This is a genomic window from Sorangium sp. So ce385 (assembly GCF_051474135.1).
Classification (GTDB): domain Bacteria; phylum Myxococcota_A; class Polyangia; order Polyangiales; family Polyangiaceae; genus Sorangium; species Sorangium cellulosum_D.
The window spans coordinates 9008354-9024230 of the sequence record NZ_CP150337.1 but is presented as its reverse complement, the minus strand read 5'-3'; the positions used below and the strand labels follow the sequence as shown (position 1 = coordinate 9024230).

The 15877-nt window shown below is 70.0% G+C and carries 14 protein-coding genes and 1 pseudogene; 5 read left to right on the top strand and 10 right to left on the bottom strand.

Going from position 1 to position 15877, the window contains the following annotated elements; translation table 11 throughout:
* Nucleotides 1-119 precede the first annotated feature (119 nt).
* Entirely contained in the window at nucleotides 120-1307 is a 1188-nt protein-coding gene (locus WME83_RS32840; RefSeq protein WP_437313657.1) for a hypothetical protein, read from the top strand.
* 121 nt (nucleotides 1308-1428) lie between these two features.
* Nucleotides 1429-2667, top strand: coding sequence for an OmpA family protein (locus WME83_RS32835; protein ID WP_437313656.1), 1239 nt, complete (start codon nucleotides 1429-1431; stop codon nucleotides 2665-2667).
* A gap of 286 nt (nucleotides 2668-2953) precedes the next feature.
* On the opposite strand, the gene WME83_RS32830 is transcribed toward WME83_RS32835, so the two are convergent.
* The 3 genes from WME83_RS32830 to WME83_RS32820 form a co-directional block, all read right to left on the bottom strand.
* Nucleotides 2954-3715: an ATP-binding protein gene (locus WME83_RS32830; RefSeq protein WP_437313655.1), complete on the bottom strand. Its 762-nt coding sequence runs from the start codon at nucleotides 3713-3715 to the stop codon at nucleotides 2954-2956.
* The gene (gene istA / locus WME83_RS32825) at nucleotides 3712-5199 is read right to left on the bottom strand and encodes an IS21 family transposase (RefSeq protein ID WP_437313654.1); all 1488 of its coding nucleotides are present in this window, start codon (nucleotides 5197-5199) and stop codon (nucleotides 3712-3714) included. The genes WME83_RS32830 and istA overlap by 4 nt, the downstream gene beginning before the upstream one ends.
* A gap of 980 nt (nucleotides 5200-6179) precedes the next feature.
* Nucleotides 6180-6950: an SDR family NAD(P)-dependent oxidoreductase gene (locus WME83_RS32820; RefSeq protein WP_437313653.1), complete on the bottom strand. Its 771-nt coding sequence runs from the start codon at nucleotides 6948-6950 to the stop codon at nucleotides 6180-6182.
* A gap of 121 nt (nucleotides 6951-7071) precedes the next feature.
* Here WME83_RS32820 and WME83_RS32815 point away from each other — a divergent pair, with 121 nt between their 5' ends.
* Complete coding sequence (locus WME83_RS32815) at nucleotides 7072-7764, top strand: TetR/AcrR family transcriptional regulator (RefSeq protein ID WP_020739857.1); 693 nt, start codon at nucleotides 7072-7074, stop codon at nucleotides 7762-7764.
* Nucleotides 7765-8266: 502 nt separating this feature from the next.
* Here the strand turns inward: WME83_RS32815 and WME83_RS32810 are convergent.
* The 4 genes from WME83_RS32810 to WME83_RS32795 form a co-directional block, all read right to left on the bottom strand.
* Nucleotides 8267-9265, bottom strand: coding sequence for a class I SAM-dependent methyltransferase (locus tag WME83_RS32810; RefSeq protein ID WP_437313652.1), 999 nt, complete (start codon nucleotides 9263-9265; stop codon nucleotides 8267-8269).
* Nucleotides 9266-9445: 180 nt separating this feature from the next.
* On the bottom strand, nucleotides 9446-9901 hold the full coding sequence (locus WME83_RS32805; protein WP_437313651.1) for a hypothetical protein: 456 nt from the start codon (nucleotides 9899-9901) through the stop codon (nucleotides 9446-9448).
* Nucleotides 9902-10046: 145 nt separating this feature from the next.
* Complete coding sequence (locus WME83_RS32800; RefSeq protein WP_437313650.1) at nucleotides 10047-10877, bottom strand: DUF998 domain-containing protein; 831 nt, start codon at nucleotides 10875-10877, stop codon at nucleotides 10047-10049.
* Between the two features lie 32 nt (nucleotides 10878-10909).
* Entirely contained in the window at nucleotides 10910-11044 is a 135-nt protein-coding gene (locus tag WME83_RS32795; protein ID WP_437313649.1) for a hypothetical protein, read from the bottom strand.
* 78 nt (nucleotides 11045-11122) lie between these two features.
* On the opposite strand from WME83_RS32795, the gene WME83_RS32790 reads away from it, so the two are divergent.
* Nucleotides 11123-12022: a LysR family transcriptional regulator gene (locus WME83_RS32790; protein WP_437313648.1), complete on the top strand. Its 900-nt coding sequence runs from the start codon at nucleotides 11123-11125 to the stop codon at nucleotides 12020-12022.
* Nucleotides 12023-12302: 280 nt separating this feature from the next.
* On the opposite strand, the gene WME83_RS32785 is transcribed toward WME83_RS32790, so the two are convergent.
* The gene (locus tag WME83_RS32785; protein ID WP_437313647.1) at nucleotides 12303-12632 is read right to left on the bottom strand and encodes a hypothetical protein; all 330 of its coding nucleotides are present in this window, start codon (nucleotides 12630-12632) and stop codon (nucleotides 12303-12305) included.
* Nucleotides 12633-12841: 209 nt separating this feature from the next.
* Between WME83_RS32785 and WME83_RS32780 the strand changes: the two genes are divergently transcribed.
* Nucleotides 12842-13888, top strand: coding sequence for an IS630 family transposase (locus tag WME83_RS32780; RefSeq protein ID WP_437313646.1), 1047 nt, complete (start codon nucleotides 12842-12844; stop codon nucleotides 13886-13888).
* A gap of 117 nt (nucleotides 13889-14005) precedes the next feature.
* On the opposite strand, the gene WME83_RS32775 is transcribed toward WME83_RS32780, so the two are convergent.
* Together WME83_RS32775 and WME83_RS32770 are read right to left on the bottom strand one after the other, a co-directional pair.
* Nucleotides 14006-14911 carry a transposase gene (locus WME83_RS32775; protein WP_437313645.1) on the bottom strand — a complete coding sequence of 302 codons (906 nt, stop codon included), beginning with the start codon at nucleotides 14909-14911 and terminating at the stop codon, nucleotides 14006-14008.
* A pseudogene (locus tag WME83_RS32770) lies at nucleotides 14869-15339 on the bottom strand (transposase zinc-binding domain-containing protein); the annotation flags it as partial. The pseudogene WME83_RS32770 and the gene WME83_RS32775, both read right to left, overlap by 43 nt.
* Between the last annotated feature and the right edge of the window lie 538 nt (nucleotides 15340-15877).

Sequence of the window (15877 nt, the reverse complement as noted above, 5' to 3'; positions counted from 1 at the left end):
GGGAGGTCACAGGGCGACGATCCAGACAGACCTGGTCCGGCGGCCTCGATCGGCCGATCGACGGATAGTTGGGCCGCCTCAGGTAGGCGATCGATGTATGTCGCTCACGAGGAGGGTTGATGTTGGACCGGTCGCCGTCGTGGAGCAGGGTTCGAAAGCGAGCCGCGGGAGCGTTGCTCTTCCCCGCGCTCCTCATCGTGGAGGCCTGCTCGAGCCCGCAGGCCCCCACGCCAAAGCCAGGGCTGCTCCCTCCGGGCGGCCCGGCGCCCGCGGGCCAGCCCGCTCGCGGGCCGGCGGGGCCAGAGTCGGCGGGGAGCGACGAAGCCGAGCCCGACGTCCTGCGCTGCCCGGCGCAGGACAGCGATCATAGCAGGGCGGGCGAGCGGAAGATGGCCAGCGGTGGGCGCCTCTGCTGCCTGCCGCGGTCACCCGCACCGGGCTTCGTGCCGTTCGACTACAACGAGTGTCTCCGGTCGGCGGCGCCCGCGCTTGCGCCGGTGTTGGTCCCCGATCGCTCTCTGGATCTGGAGCCCCTCCTTGACCGCGTCGCGTTCGACCGCGGCTCGGCCAAGCTGGGGGGTCCTTTGACCGGCCTCGCGCGGAGGCTCACGGCCAAGCCAGGCCTGCAGCTCTACCTCCACGGGACGACGCGCTGTGGCGAGGCCCGCTCCGAGGCCGCGGCCGCGCGGCTCGCGGCGGACCGGGTCGCCGCCGTTCGAAACGAGCTCACGCAGCACGGTGTCGAGGACTCGCAGCTCGTGAACCAGGACCGAGCCGATTTCTTGCGCCAGCGGGACGATCTCCGGCATGACGAGGTGCTCACCGAGCTCGATACGTCGTCGGTCTTGCTCTACGGGCCGCGCGGCAACATCGCCCCGCGCTCGACGCCGCCGCATTCCCAATGCATACCGGGGGCCGTTGCGAAGCTCCTCCTCCCGACGGCCGAGCTCCAGGGGAGTCGCCTCGCCATCGAGGCGTGTCACGCCGCCCGATGCGCCGGCGCAGAGCTCGCGCTCGACACCCTTCGCGAGGGCGACACGGTCGCGCTCGCCCTGAAAGGCGGGCTCTCCGCGGGCGCGCAGCTCGCCTGGAACCAGCCGGACGGCGCGGTCCTCGAGGTGGGCACCGCGATGGCGGACAAGGCGAAGCTCGCCTCGGGCGACTGGTTCTCTCTGCGCGTGCAGGTCGACGGGCGCGTCGTCCTGCACGTCGAGGAGCCGCTGAAGTATACCCAGGAGAAGAACCTCACCGCTTCGGGCGGCCCGTGCCTGCGCGCGCAGGTGCGGGGCGACGTGCCGTTCCTTTGACCGGAGGCGCCGGGCCCCGGGGGACCGTGGCGCCTCGTCGCGGCGCACGCTCGGGCTGCGGGAGCTCGTGGCGACATCGGCCCGGCATCAAGTTACGTGGTTCGTGAGAGCAGGAGAGCGCTTGATCCAGAAGCCATCGTGGAACCCATGCCGAGCGCGCATCGCCGGGGCGTTCGGGCTCGCCGCGCTCCTCGCCGTGGGGGCGTGCGGGAGCCCGCAGCCCTCCGCGCCGAAGGCGGGGCTACCGCCCTCGGGCGCCGCGCCGCGCGCCGAGGCGTCCGGGCGCGGCTCGGCGGGGGGCGACAGGCCAGCGAGCCCGGCGGACGAGGCGAGCGCTGCCCCTGCGCCCGCCGGCGCCGGCGAATCCGGGCTGCTCCACTGTCCGACGCCGGGCGGCGATCCCGCCGGTGCGGGCTGGGTCATGGGCGACGAGGGCCGCATCTGCTGCGCGTCGCGCGCGCCTGTCCCGGGCTGGAAGCCCGCGACGCTGGAGGGCTGCCTCGATGCGGTCGCGAAGGGGCTCGCGCCGCCGAACTATGTCGTTTATCCCGTCGAGAGTACGCCGGTCCAGGCGACCATCCCCTTCGCGCGGGGCTCGTCCAAGCTCACGCGCCCCGCGCCGCTGGAGAGCCTGGCGCGGCTGCTCGCCGAGTATCCTGACGGCAAGGTCGTCGTCCACGGGACGACTCCGTGCGGCGAGTCTCCCTCCGAGGACGCGGCCGCGCGCCTGGCGGCGAGCCGGGTGGCCGCTGTCCGGGGAGACCTCGAGCGGCGCGGCGTCCCCGCCTCGCGGCTCGTGACGATGGATCGGGACGCGTTCTTCTCGTTCCGTGGGGAGATCCATCACGAGGAGGCGGTCGTGCTCGCAAGCTCGCCCGCGGTCCTGCTCCGCGGGTTCCCGTCGAAGCCGAGGAAGACGGAGCTCACCGGAGATCGCTGCCTGCCAGGCGCCACCGCGGCGCTCTCGCTCCCGGCGGAAGAGATGGAGGGACGCGCCCTCACGATCGAGGCTTGTCACGCCGCCCGATGCGCCGCCGCGCAGCTCTCGCTCACCGCGCTTCGCCCGGGGGATCGCGTCGCGCTCGCGCTCTCGGGGCAGCTCTCCGCGGGCGCGTTCCTCGCGTGGAAGGAGCAGGCGCGCTGGGCGCTCGACGTGCGCACGGTGGTGGAGGACGAGCAGGCGCTCGCCCCGGGCGACGTGTTGTCGCTGCGCGTGCAGGTCGACGGGCGCCCCGTCGCGCAGGTACAGGAGCCGTTGACGTACACCAGGGAGAAGCAGCACCCCGGCTCTCGCTACACCTGCCTTCAGGCGCGGGTGCAGGGCCGGTCGCAGGCCGCCGGCTCGGCCACGCGCCGGTGAGCGGCCCTCGCCGGCCGCCGCGACCCGTCAGGGCTTGACGACGCTCACCCCTGCGACGCGTAAACGGCCCTCGCCGGCCGCCGCGACCCCTCAGGGCGCGTAGGTAAAAGAAGCCGGATCGCAGCGCGAAGAAGTGTGTAGATGATCTCGTCAACCCGCGGGATTTCGGTGAAGTTCACCGGTGAAACCCGCAGCCGGTGCCGGTGAAGACCATGCCGGATGCCGATGAAGTTCACCGGTGAAGACCAGGCCGGGTGCCGGTGAAGTTCACCGGTGAAGAGGCCGCTCAGTGCTTCTTGGTGCGGCGCTGCTTGATGCGGGTGGCGCTCAGCTCCTTGGCTTCCTTCAGCCGGTAGCTCTCGGCCTCGATCTCGATCACCTCGGCGCGGTGCACGAGCCGGTCGACGAGCGTGACGACGCACGCGGCGTGCGGGAAGACCTGGCCCCAGTCGGCGAAGGCCTTGTTCGTGCTGAGCAAGAGCGGCTTCTGCGCGTCGTAGCGACGGGTGACGACCTCGAAGAGCAGATCCGCATAGCGGCTGTCGTAGGAGAGGTAGCCTACTTCATCGATGCAGAGAAGAGCGGGGACTGTGTAGCGCCGGAGCCGGCGCGCGAGCGCGGCCGAGGACTCTTGCCCGGCGAGGTCGGCGAGCATGTCGCTCGCGGTCGAGAAGCGGACCGTGTGGCCGCGGACGACGGCCTGGTGGGCGAGGTTCTTGAGGATCATGGTCTTGCCGACGCCGTTGGGGCCGACGAGCACGGCGTTGTGGCCGGTGGCCAGGAATCCCAGGCCGAAGAGGTCGTCGACGGCCTCGCGGTCGATCTTCTTGGGCCAGGACCAGTCGAAGTCGGTCATGGGCTTGAAGGCGGCGACGCGGGAGTTCTTCAGGCGGCGTTCGAGGCTGCGCTTGTGGCGCTCGCGCTCCTCGATGGCGAGCACCTCGCGAAGCCAGGGCTTGTCGGCGAGCTGCTCCCAGCAGGCGAGCAGGCCAAAGAGGCCGAGGCTCTTGAGGCGGTCTTTGGTCTCGGTGGGCGTCAGGTCGGTCATGGCGTCGGGTCCTTCTTCAGGGCGTCGTAGGTGGCGAGGGAATGCGGTGTGACGACGAGGGCGGCGTGCTGGCCGCGGGTGACGGGGATCGAGACGGGGGGCGGCAGGTGGCGCTCGGAGCGGCGGCGGTCGATCACCTGGCGGACGGCACCGATGTGGATGGTGTCGCGCTCAAGCACCTCGACCAGGGCCTCTTCGAGCTCGGCGGCGCCGACGGCGTCGAGCAGTTGCAGAAGCCGGGCGATCGCGCTGCCGACGTTATCGCCGCGCTCGGCGACGATGCGCAGGAATGCCTGGCTGCTGCGGGCGGCGCGCGCGAGGCGATCAAGGCCGCGGTGCTCGCGGGCGCGGCGCTTCTCGTCGACCAGGCGCTGGAGGTGCTCGGGCTGCTCGATCTGCTGGCCGCGGTCCCACGAGCGGACGTGGGCCGCGACGACCTCGTTGCCGTCAGCGATGCGCACCTGATCGAGGTCAGCGAGGACGACCAGCGTGCGGCGCGTCCGGTCGTGGGGGACCGAGTAGTCGTTGAGATCGAAGCGTGCGTAGGGGGTCTTTCCGACCTCGACCTCGACGCGCTCGTGGTCCGGAAAGGGCGTGTCGGGGTGTCGCAAGAGCGCGCTGCGCTCGTCGTCGAAGGCCTGACGCACGGTGCGGGTGCGGTCCTCGACCCAGGAGCGATCGAGCGCCGCGGAGTTGGTCCACTCGGTCGCTTGGCGGTTGAGGTCTCCGAGGTCGGCGTAGGCCCGGGCCTCGAAGAAGGCCTCGCGGACGTAGCGGATGGCGCGCTCGACGCGGCCCTTCTCGTTGCCGCGGGCGACGGCGACGGGGCGCGGGTCGAAGCGGTAATGCGCCGACAGAGCCAGCAGCGTGGGGTGGAACCGGATCGCGTCGCCGTGGCGCTCGACGACGGCGCTCTTGAGGTTGTCGTAGAGCAGCACGCGCGGGACGCCGCCGAAGTCGGCAAACGCCTCGACGTGCCCGCGCACGAAGAAGGGCATGGCCGCGCCGGGGAAGAAGCGCAGGAAGATCCGCCGCGAGTAACTGAGCACCATGACGAAGGCCCAGAGCGGACGCAGTGCCCGGCCGACAGCCAGCTTGCCGAAGTGCGCCCAGTCGACCTGCGCTTGCTCGCCGGGGAGCGTGCGCAGCCGCTGGAAAGCTTCCGCCGGCTTCTTGGGGCGGAGACGGCCGATCACCCGGCGCAGATGATCGGGACCGCCCGGATAGCCGCGCTCCTTCAGCATGACGAAGAGGCGACTGGAGCGCAGCGAGGGATACTTGCCGAGCTGCTCGACGATGAAGGGCACGAAGGGGTCGACCATGGACGGGCGCGGCGCGACGGCCTTCGGGTCGACGCCCGCTTGTCCGAGCACGCGCTGCACGGTGGTGTGGTGCAACCCGAGCTGGCCGGCGATGGTGCCGATGGGCCACTTCTCGCCGTGGTAGAGGCGCAGGATCTCCGCCTCCTTCTCTTTGGTGATCACCGCCCCCTCCCGTCACGGCGCAGGCCCGCGTGGGACGCGGGGAGCGCGTCGATGAAGAGCTGGCCGCGCGCGTCGCTCACGCAGGGCCCAGGGCGAAAGCCGCGCTCCGCAGAGCGAGCAGCGGCTGACATCTCGGAACCGATCGTCATGGTCGTCCTTTCGGCCGGAGGAGAGCTCCGGCGCGACCTGGGACATCGACGCGGCCGCGGCTTGCGTCACCCCGTGATGCGTCACTTTCTGCGCGGAGAACTTGTCCCGCTGCCGGTCGCGGTAGCGGGCCTGACGAGCGGCCTGGAGGCGGCGAGCGCGAGGCCGGGCCCGGTAGGCGGCGCCGGCGCGACGGAGCGACTCACGGCGCCGGAGCGGGCGGCAGTCGAGGCAGAGGCGCTGGCCGCGGTCGCAGCGACGGCAGAGGCGAAGCTGGACGCGGCAGCCGGAGCAGAGGGCGAGGCGATAGACGGACGAAGGCAACAGGCTCCATGCCGCCGTTTTCTGGACCTGGAGCCCGGCTTGTGGTGAAGGTGGGGGACTCCGAAGGCGGAGCTCCAGAAGGCTCGAGGGTGGCAGCCCTCGGGCCTTCGACTTTTCGGCGGGCGCAACGTCTACGCCGCGGAGGCGAGCGCGGCCCAGATCGGCGCGGGGGCCGGCGGTGAACGGTGAACGCCAACGATCACGTCGCCGCGGTCTTCACCGATCGGACGCGGGACGCGAGGATCACCGACAAAGTGTAGCGCAGCAAACCGAAAGGGTGGGACCGCGAGCGTCGTGATGGCTCGGTCCTGGGTCGAAAGAGCGTGGTCCGGGCGGCGCCGAGCGCGCTAGGGGCGCATCGGCGTGCCGTGGGCACACGTGTCCGTCCGGGCGTTATCGAGTGAGCGCTGGCCCGACTCGAAGCCGCTGAACGTCGCTGTCACGTGTGTCGTTGCGCCCGGCCATGCAGCCGGTATGCGCTGATTCAGCGCCGCGCGCCTGTCCCCTCGTCACATCGGCCGGCCGCCGCTCGCGCGGATGATCTCCCCGGTGACCGCGGTGTTCGCCGCCGAGCACAGGAAGACGATGGTCGGCGCCACCTCCTCGGGCCGCAATAGCCGGCCCACGGGGTACGCCTTCCCGCGCTGCGCCATCACCTCCGGCGATATCACCCCGATCATCTTGTCGGTCACGGTCAAGCCCGGGACCACCACGTTGGTCAAGATCCCGTGCGGCCCGAGCTCGCGCGCGAGCACCGCCGTGAGCCCGTGGAGCGCCGACTTGGCGGCGGCGTAGGGCCCGGTGCCCACCACGCCGTCGAGCGCCACGCCAGAGGAGACGTTGACGATCCGGCCCCAGCCCCGGGCGCGCATGGAGGGCACCGCGGCCTGGATCGCGGCGAAGGCGCCGTCGATGTTGTCGTGGAGGGTGCCCTGCCACTCGGCGAGCGGGATGTCCTCGAAGCGCGGCGCCTCCCAGGGCAGGCGCTCGCTCCAGCGGACCGCGTTGTTGACGAGGACATCGAGCTGCCCGAAGCGCGCCAGGGCGGCCGCGACAGCCGCCTTGATCGACTCCGTCGATCCGAGGTCGAGCTCCAGCGCCAGCGCCTCGCCGCCTTGCCGCTCGATCTCCCGGACGACCTCCGCGGCCTTCTCGCGCTCGCTCCGGTAGGTGAGCGCCACGCGGGCCCCCTCGGCCGCGAGCTGCAAAGCCACCTCCCTGCCGATCCCCTGCGAGCCGCCGGTCACCAGCGCGGCCCTCTTCTCCAGTCCCAGCTTCATGCGACACCTCGCTTTCGAGTGGAAGGTAGCCTGAGTGGAAGGAACTTCCAACAAAAAATTGGAAGAATCTTCCATCTAGGCCGGCTGGTCAGCGGCGCGCAGCTGGGGTAAGGGAGGGGGCATGGCCGTGGCTCGACAGAGCGGCGTGGCCCGCCGGGAGGCGCTGCTGGACGCGGCGCTCCGTTGCTTCGAGCAGCGAGGCATCTTGCGCACGGGCATCGAGGACGTCCGCAAGGAGGCTGGGGCGAGCCCTTCGAGCGTGTACCACCTGTTCGAGGATTTCCCGGCGCTGGTGGCGGCGCTGCTCGGGCGGACCTTCGAGCGGCTTGTCGGGTACGTGACCGCGCGCGTGCTCGCCGCCAGGACGGCGCGCACGGCGGTGCGGGCGCTGGTGGAGGCGCACCTGACCTGGGTGTTCGAGCACGAGGCCGAGGCGCGCTTCATGTACCAGGCCCTCGCGCTGGAGCTGGACGGGCACCACCGCGCCGCGCTCCGGGACGAAAAGGCGCGGCTCAAGGCGGAGGTGACGGCGCACCTGACGGAGCTCGGCGTCTTCTCCGGGGCGCGCTCGTCCGAGGTGGTGCTCGACGTGGTGCTGCTCGGCCCGGCGCACCAGGCCTGCCGTCTGTACCTGTCCGCGCGCGGCGCCGTGGACCCCGCGTGGATGAGGGCGACCCTGCCCGACCTCGCGTGCGGAGCGCTGGCCACGGTCGAGCCCGCGGCCCGGGCGGCGCGGACCGGCAAGGGCGCGGGCGCCGCGGAGCCTGCTCAGGAGCCCGGCGGGAGAAGAAAGAGCAAGCCGAGCCGCGGATGACACACGGGTGAATCGCGGCGCAACTCGCCGCAGCGCAGACACAGGGCGCGTAGGTAAAAGAAGCGGGATCGCAGCGCGAAGAGCGCGTAGGTAAAAGAAGCCGGATCGCAGCGCGAAGAAGTGGTGCGCAGCAAACCGAAAGGGTGGGACCGCGAGCGTCGTGAGGGCGCGGTCCTGGGTCGAAAGAGCGTGGTCCGGGCGGCGCCGAGCGCGCTAGGGGGCGCATCGGCGTGCCGTGGGCACACGTGTCCGTCCAGGCGTTGGTCTGGCCCGGGAGGCGCGTCGCGAGACGCTATGCGGCCTCACCGGGCGCCTTGCGGCGCAGAACGGTGCTCTTCAACGCTCGGGGCTCCGGGTCGCCTGCGGCGCCCTGCGCCCCGAACCCCCAGTACGGCGGGCGCAACGTGGGCGCTGGGAGAGCGTGCTGGAACATCGGTCGGCTCGGCGAGCGCGGAGACGAAGCGGGCGATGTTCCTTGGCTCGGTCACCACGGCGACGAGCTTCATCCGCCCCTTGCAAGCTGGGCACTCGAGGACGTCGATCGCACATGTGCGGCGCAAGAGCTCGGCGCGGTTTGTCGACCGCCCGATAGCCGCCACGCTTGCGTTTCGAAGCGGCGTCTTCGTCCGCCTTCGTAGGCTCTTCTGGCTTCGCAGGGCGCGGTCCGATGCGCTTGCGCGCCAACGTGGGCGACTTGCCGAGGCGAGCACGCCAGCGTACTTGACGGTGTGAAAGCGCGGCGGCGGGACGCTGGCGGCGAGCCGGCACAGCAGCGAGAGCGGATCCATGTCCACCGCGACAGTCCCGTCAGCGAAGGCTCGTCCATGCGCGGCGCGTCGAACTCGGCGATCAGCAGCAGATCGCAGCGCGCGCGCGCCCAGCGGAGCAGCGCCGGCCGCTCGGCCGGGGCGATCGCGTGCAGGCAGAAGGTCGCCTGCGCGACCGCCCAGCTCCGCGACGCCATGGCGGGATCCGCGGCGAGGTCCTGGAATCGCCCGCTGAAGGCCTCGAAGCCGACGCCCCGCGCCGAGAGCGCCGCGGCGCACCGCTCGAGCAGCGGCGCCGCCGGCTCCACCACGGTCACCCGCCGCACCGCCGGCGTCAGCGCGGGCAGCAGGGCCATGCCGTCGCCAGCGCCTATGTCGAGCAGATCGAAGGGCGCCTCCGGGTACTGGCCGGCAAGCGCCGCGCTGGTCTCCCGGTAGAGCGGCACATTGCCGCCGCCGCGGATGAAGGCGGCGAACCCCTCCGCGGACACGTAGACGTTGCGCTTCCCCTCCCGGGCGACCCGCTCGAGGTGCGCCGCGGCCGCGCGGAACAGCGGGTCTCCCGGCGAGGCCTCCGCGGCGCGGGCGGCGAAGGCCGCGGCGTCCGCGGTGCGCTCGTCGGCGAACGCCAGCATCGCGAGGTAGCAGAGCTCCTCCGGCGACGGCGCCGCGGCGGCGGCCGCAGCCTCGTCGAGCCCGGCGGCGCGATGACGATCCCAGATCCGCTTCAGCATGGTTCTCCTTTTCCTGCGCGTTGCCTCGCTCGTCCGGCGCGCGAGCGGAGCCCTCATCTCATGATCGGGAACGAGCCCGAGCGGCGCGGCCCGGACGCGCCGTGCTGTTCGCGAGCGAGCTCTCCTCTGCGGCCGCTGCAGCAGCGCCGCCGTGACTGACGCGCCTGGCCAGCGACCGCGTCAGCGCTTCGTGGTGGGCTGCTCCCAGCACACGACCTCGTCGGTCGCGACCCCCTCGCCGGCACCGCCGCCGGGGTGCGCGCAGGCCATGAACACCTCGTGGCCGCAGCCCTTCACCTCGAAGACGTCGAGCTCGTCCAGACTCTCCCGCGTCGCTGCGTCCTCTTCGGCCCGGTCCTTCTGCCATTTCGCCAGCCGGCCGGGGTCGTTCTTCACCTCGTCGGGCGGCGCCTCAGCGGGTCTTTTCGCGAGCACGATCGAGCCCCATTTCACGTCGTCGCGTGAGCGGACCGTGATGCGGTCCTCGGGACAGCTGTGCTTTCTCCCGAACTCCTCCCGCGCGCCGGTCTTGAGCCGCTTGCACCCGATGGAGAAGACGACCGCGAGGAGCATGAGGAAGGACAGACGGACAAGCGAGCGATAGGCGGCGTTGGTGTTCATGGATTCCAATCGCATGTCAATCCGTGTGCAGAAGAGCGCCTGTTCTGTGGATATGTTACAGGTTTTCATGCCGCTGTCGAGGTCGCGGAGCACGAGCGTGGTCGAAGGCGGAGGTCGCGAAGCTGCATGAGCTGCTGCTTCGTAGGCCGGCCGCGGCTAGCTAGAACAGCTTGTCGCTCGCTCCCGCCTTGGCGCGCATCTTGATGATGTTGATGTAGGCTGGCTGCTGCTTCAGCATCTGTGGTCGGGAAGTCTCGTCCTCGCCGCTCGAGCGTGCAACGGTCCGGCGATTCCAGATCGACGCCCCCGCACAGATGAAGCCGACCATGATGGGATAGACGGCGCAGCGTTCGACGAGGCCGATGAGGACGTTGGCCCCCGAGCTGGCGACCACGAGGAAGGCCACCATCGAGGCGAGCCCGAACACGCCGAGGACGACCATGGCCCTCCCGGCTTTGGGAGTGATTCCGACTTGTTGACGCTGGCGTCCAAGGAGCATCGCGAGCACGTTGCCTCCGACGATAGACGCGAAGGCGCCCAGGGCGTGATAGTCGACTGCGCCGTCGGGCGGCTCTCCGGAACCGGGGTTGAACGCCAGCAAGACGCCGCCAAGCGCGACGAGAGCTCCCAGGATGAGCGCTGCCCAGCGGCGCCAGCTTCGCAGGCCCTTGAGCGCGGCGACACCGATGAAGAACATGATCCCGAAGAGAAAGAACCCGGTGTTCATGACCCACGCGAGTGGCGATTTCATGAACTGGCCAAGAGCCTCGAGGGGGCCACGGACTCCCAGGTTGCTGATGTAGTGATGCGTGTAGCTGTAGGGAGGATCCGTCCATGCCGCGGCGGCGATGAACTCGGCGAGGAAGAAGATCACTGCCCCGGCGACGAGCAGCGCGCCGGCGGGGCGACGTTGCATCATCTGGTTCGCCTCGGGTGCGGGCCTCGCGCGCTCCTTTGGTTCCGAGCTGGAGGTGGGGTTGTTCTCGGTCATGTTCGGGTTCTCTCGGTTGTCGGTCGCGAGGCTCAGCGAAACAGAAGCCCCAGCGTGTGCTTTGCGTCGGCGCTCGAGCAGTCGACGCGCGACGCCCAGCCGCGCGCCAGCTCAGCCGGCCCAAGAAAGCCGGGCGACAGCTTCTCGAACGTCTCGTGTCGCTTCACGTTGAACAGCCTGCACCGTCGCGCTCAAGACCACCAGGACATTGATCGCAACGGTTTCAGACCCTATACGTCTGAATCATGGAGCTACGTCACCTGCGGTACTTCATCGCCGTCGCGGAAGCGGAGCACTTCGGAAGGGCGGCCGAGCGGCTTCACGTCTCGCAGTCGCCCTTGAGCCGGCAAATCGCTCAGCTCGAAGCTGAGATCGGCGTCGAGCTCTTCGTGCCCTCGGGACGCGGGGTGAAGCTGTCCGCCGCCGGCCGGAGCTTCCTCGAAGGTGCGCGCGCGACCCTGGCTCGCGCCGCGCTCGCGGTCGAGGACGCCCGCGCGACGGCGCAAGGCCGTATCGGGACGGTCGTGGTCGGATTCGACGGGGCCCTGGCTGACACCCTCCTGCTGCCGAGGATCGTGCAGACGTTCCGCGCGCGTCATCCGCGCGTCGAGGTGCGCCTTCGGCCGCTGCCGAGCGAGGAGCAGGTCGCCGCGCTGCGCGATGGCAAGATCTCGGTCGGGTACGGCTACCATTCGCCGGAAGACAACCCGCTCTTCCGCTTCCGCGTGCTGTATCGCGAGCGCGTCGGCGTCGTGATGTCGAAGAGCCATCGCCTCGCTGCACGGCGCACGCTGAGGGTCGCGGACCTGAAGCAGGAGCGCTTTCTCTGGCCTCCGCGCAAGGAGGGCCCGCGCCTCCACGACGACATCATCGCCGCCTTCCGGGCGCATGATCTCACGCTCGAGCTCGCCCACAACGAGGCCAGCAGCGATGTGATCCTCATGCTGGTGGCGAGCGGCGAAGGTCTCAGCTTGTGTCCCGAGAGCGCCGCGTCGACGCTCCTTGCCGGAGTGGTGTTCAAGCGGGTTCGGGACCTCAACGTCGTCATCCTTGGCCGCTCGGTGTGGCGCGCCATGGACGACAAGGACCCGCTCGTGCGGTCGCTCCTCGATATCACGAATTCGGTGCATGGATCCTCACGATAGGCGTGCGCCAGGCGGGACTGGAGGCGGGCTCGCCGTCGCCGAGCGGCGGGTAGGAAACCATAGAGCTCTCGCCCGTGTCGAGCCCCGCGGGAAGCGGATAGGAAACCATAGAGCTCTCGCCCGTGTCGAGCCCCGCGGGAACGACGCCGGGCGAGCCGTCTATCGCGCATCAAACACCCGCTCGCCCCGTCGCGGGGCCCGCGCGCCGTGCATTGGGTGCAGCTCTGGCTCGACGACCGCGACGTGCGTTCGCCATGACGGGCTCGGGCCGGGTGCCCACCTACGCCGCGTCGAACCCGAACGCCATCGGTTCCCACGTTGGATCGCGCGCGGGTGCTGCCGTTCGGGGCTGCGAGGGCAAGTTCAGATGATCGAGGACGCGGCGCACCACCGCTGAGTCGGTGATCGTGGAAAGCACGCGCATCCTCCGTTCGCATCTCGGGCAGCGGAGCGCATCGAAGCCGAACGAACGCTTCATGAGCGCGACCCACTCGACGTAGCGCGACGTTGCCCAGTCGCGTCCATTGCGGGCCAGGCGCGAAGCTTCCAAGCAGAAGAGCGCGTAGGTAAAAGAAGCCGGATCGCAGCGCGAAGAAGTGGTGCGCAGCAAACCGAAAGGGTGGGGCCGCGAGCGTCGTGATGGCTCGGTCCTGGGTCGAAAGAGCGTGGTCCGGGCGGCGCCGAGCGCGCTAGTGGACTGTTCGATAAGTTTTTGAACATATTCGTGGCGGTGGCAAGCTCCACGGATGCGGGGGCGACTACCACGACTGATCGAGCTGTCCGCGGACGACGCGGCGTACTTGGAGCAGCTTGTCCGCGATGGACGCACGGAGCAGCGCGTTGCGCGTCGTGCGTGGATCTTGCTGGCCATGTCGGATCCAGCGACCGTCGTCCAAGATCTGGCCGATCGTCTCGGTGTCGCGAGAACGACCATCTGGAATCTGTGCAGACGGTACGAAGAGGTCGGGGTCCAGGTCGTCGAGGACGCTCCTCGCGAGGGGCGACCCCGGACGTTTTCCCCCTCTGCAGCGCGTTGGGATCGAGATGCTCGCCTGCTGCGAGCCCGCCGGGGTCGGCCTGCACATGACACACTGGTCGACGCGCAGCTTGGCGATTGCGGCGGCGGCGCGTGGACTCGTCCCGAAGATCGCGCATTCGACCGTCTCGCTGATCCTGCGCACGGCCGAGCTCCAACCCCACCGCTCGCGGTACTGGAAGACGCCGAGGATCGACGCCGATTTCGAGCAGAAGGCCGCGCGCATCCTGTGGTGCTACGAACAAGCCTCAAATCTGGCCGCCCGCGGCGAGGTCGTGCTCTGTCTCGATGAGAAGCCGAACATCCAGGCGCTCGAACGCCGCTGCCCCACGCGCGCGGTGCGCCCCGGCGAGATCGAGCGCCAGGAGTTCGAGTACATCCGGCACGGGACCGTGAACTTCGTGGCGGCGCTCATCGTCCACACCGGCCAGATGCACGGCTGGTGCATCGAGCACAACGACAGCGAGCACCTGTGTGCGATCCTCCCCGAACTGCTCCAGGAGCATCGCCACAGGCGACGCGTGCACCTGATCTGGGACGGTGGCTCGTCCCACACCGCCGAGGCGACGCACACGCTCCTGCGCAACCACTACGCGCACGTGCGTGTGCTCTTCACGCCGGCGCATGCTTCGTGGCTCGATCAAGCCGAGCTGCTGCTCCGTGCGTTCACCGAGCGGTACCTGAAGCGCGGCGACTGGAAGAGCCGTCAGCAACTCGTCGAGCACCTCGAGGCGAGCTGGCAGGAGTACAACAAGCTCTACGCGCACCCGTTCCGGTGGTCCTGGACGCGCCAGAAGATGCACCGCTGGGTCGCGCAGCATGCTGCGTGAAAATGTTCAAAAACTTATCGAACAGTCCACTAGGGGCGCATCGGCGTGCCGTGGGCACACGTGTCCGTCCGGGCGTTGGTCTGGCCCGGGAGGCGCGTCGCGAGACGCTATGCGGCGTCACCGGGCGCCTTGCGGCGCAGAACGGTGCTCTTCCAGTACGGCGGGCGCAACGTGGGCGTTGGGAGAGCGTGCTGGAACATCGGTCGGCTCGCCGAGCGCGGAGAGGAAGCGGGCGATGTTCCTTGGCTCGGTCACCAGGGCGACGCGCTTCATCCGCCCCTTGCAAGCTGGGCACTCGAGGACGTCGATCGCAAATGTGCGGCGCAAGAGCTCGGCGCGGTTTGTCGACCGCCCGATCGCCGCCACGCTTGCGTTTCGAAGCGGCGTCTTCGTCCGCCTTCGTAGGCTCTTCTGGCTTCGCAGGGCGCGGTCCGATGCGCTTGCGCGCCAACGTGGGCGACTTGCCGAGGCGAGCACGCCAGCGTACTTGACGGTGTGAAAGCGCGGCGGCGGGACGCTGGCCGCGAGGCGGCACAGGAGCGAGAGCGGTTCCATGTCCACCGCGACAGTCCCGTCAGCGAAGGCGCGCCTCCGCGACAGCCGCACCAGGCCGTCCTGCTGCGGCTCGACGCGCTCCTTTGCGATCGGGGGTCGCAGCACGTAACGCAGCAGCGCCTCCCTCGCCGCGGCATGGTGCGCACCGGCGCGCGTCGCTGCGTGCAAGGTGAAGCCATCGAGCGCAGCGCACAGCGGCTTGTCGTACGCGAGCGCGCTCGGCGACGCGAGCGCGCTCGGCGAAGACGGCGAGAGCCCGCGGAGCCATGGCGGGGCGACGACGTGTGGCGCGACTCTCGTCCCGAGACGGCGGAGGCACAGAGCGCTGCCTCGGGCTCGCCGTCCTCCTCGACGTCGTGCTCGATTTCGAGATGCCCGTGCCGCCGAAGGTAACGGAGCATCCGCCCGACGGCGTGCTCTATGACCTGACCGACCGCGCGAGTTGGAAGGTGACCGAGTTCGTTCCACACGAGCTCGGTGCCGTCTTCGTGATAAGCCCCGTCGAGGAAGACCACGTGCAGATGCGGATTGAGCCGCATGTCGCCGGACGTGCGTTGCACGGCGGTCACCGCGCCGCTCTTGACCGCGCCGCACGCGCCTCGGCGCGCGGCGCGTTTTTCGTAGAACCGCTCCACGCTCTCGACGAAGAGGCGGGTCAGCACGCCGAACAACGCCCCGTCCTGGGCGAGCCTGCGCCGCCACGGAAACGGAAACGTCAACACCCACGGACGGTGCGCCACCTCGGGCAGGATGTCCTCGATCAGGTTCGCCGCCGTGGAACACATGCGTCGGCCCAGAGACGACGGGCAGAAACCGCGTCCTTCACAGCTGAAGGCCACCAGCCGACTCTCTTCGCAGCGCTCGCACCGGAGCCGCGCGAACCCGCGGCAGAGCAGCCCGCAGTCGAGGTAGGCTTCGATCTCCTTCTTCGCGTGCTTGGGTATCCGGACCGCGATGGCGCCGCCTCGCGCTCGATATGTCGGCGCGCGAGAACGCGAGAGCGCGAGCGCACAGCGTTGCAGGAGGAGAGCATCCGGGTGCAGCAGAGCCGGCTAGCGGAGCTGTGCACGCGATGATCCCGATCACCGAGCAGGTGATGATCATGCCTCTCATTGGGACCATGGATGAGCAGCGTGCCAGGCACGTGCTTGCATCTGCGCTCTCTGGCGCCGAGGCGCATGGTGCGCGTGCCGCCTCCGCGCCAGCATGCAGGAGCCGCTTCGCCACTCGTTTTCCCACCGCTCCCCGTGGCGTCCGCAGTTCCGCCATGGCGTCGCCATGCAGCATCGCGGCGAGAGGGTCGTCGCCTGCGCACGCCGCCGCGCTTGCCTCCCGGCACAGGCCTGGTGCTTGCCGGCATCACTTTCCGGATGCCTCCGGGGCGCTTCGGCACGCAACCGCCGCGTGCGGGCGATCCCAGGTGAGCCTGCGGGC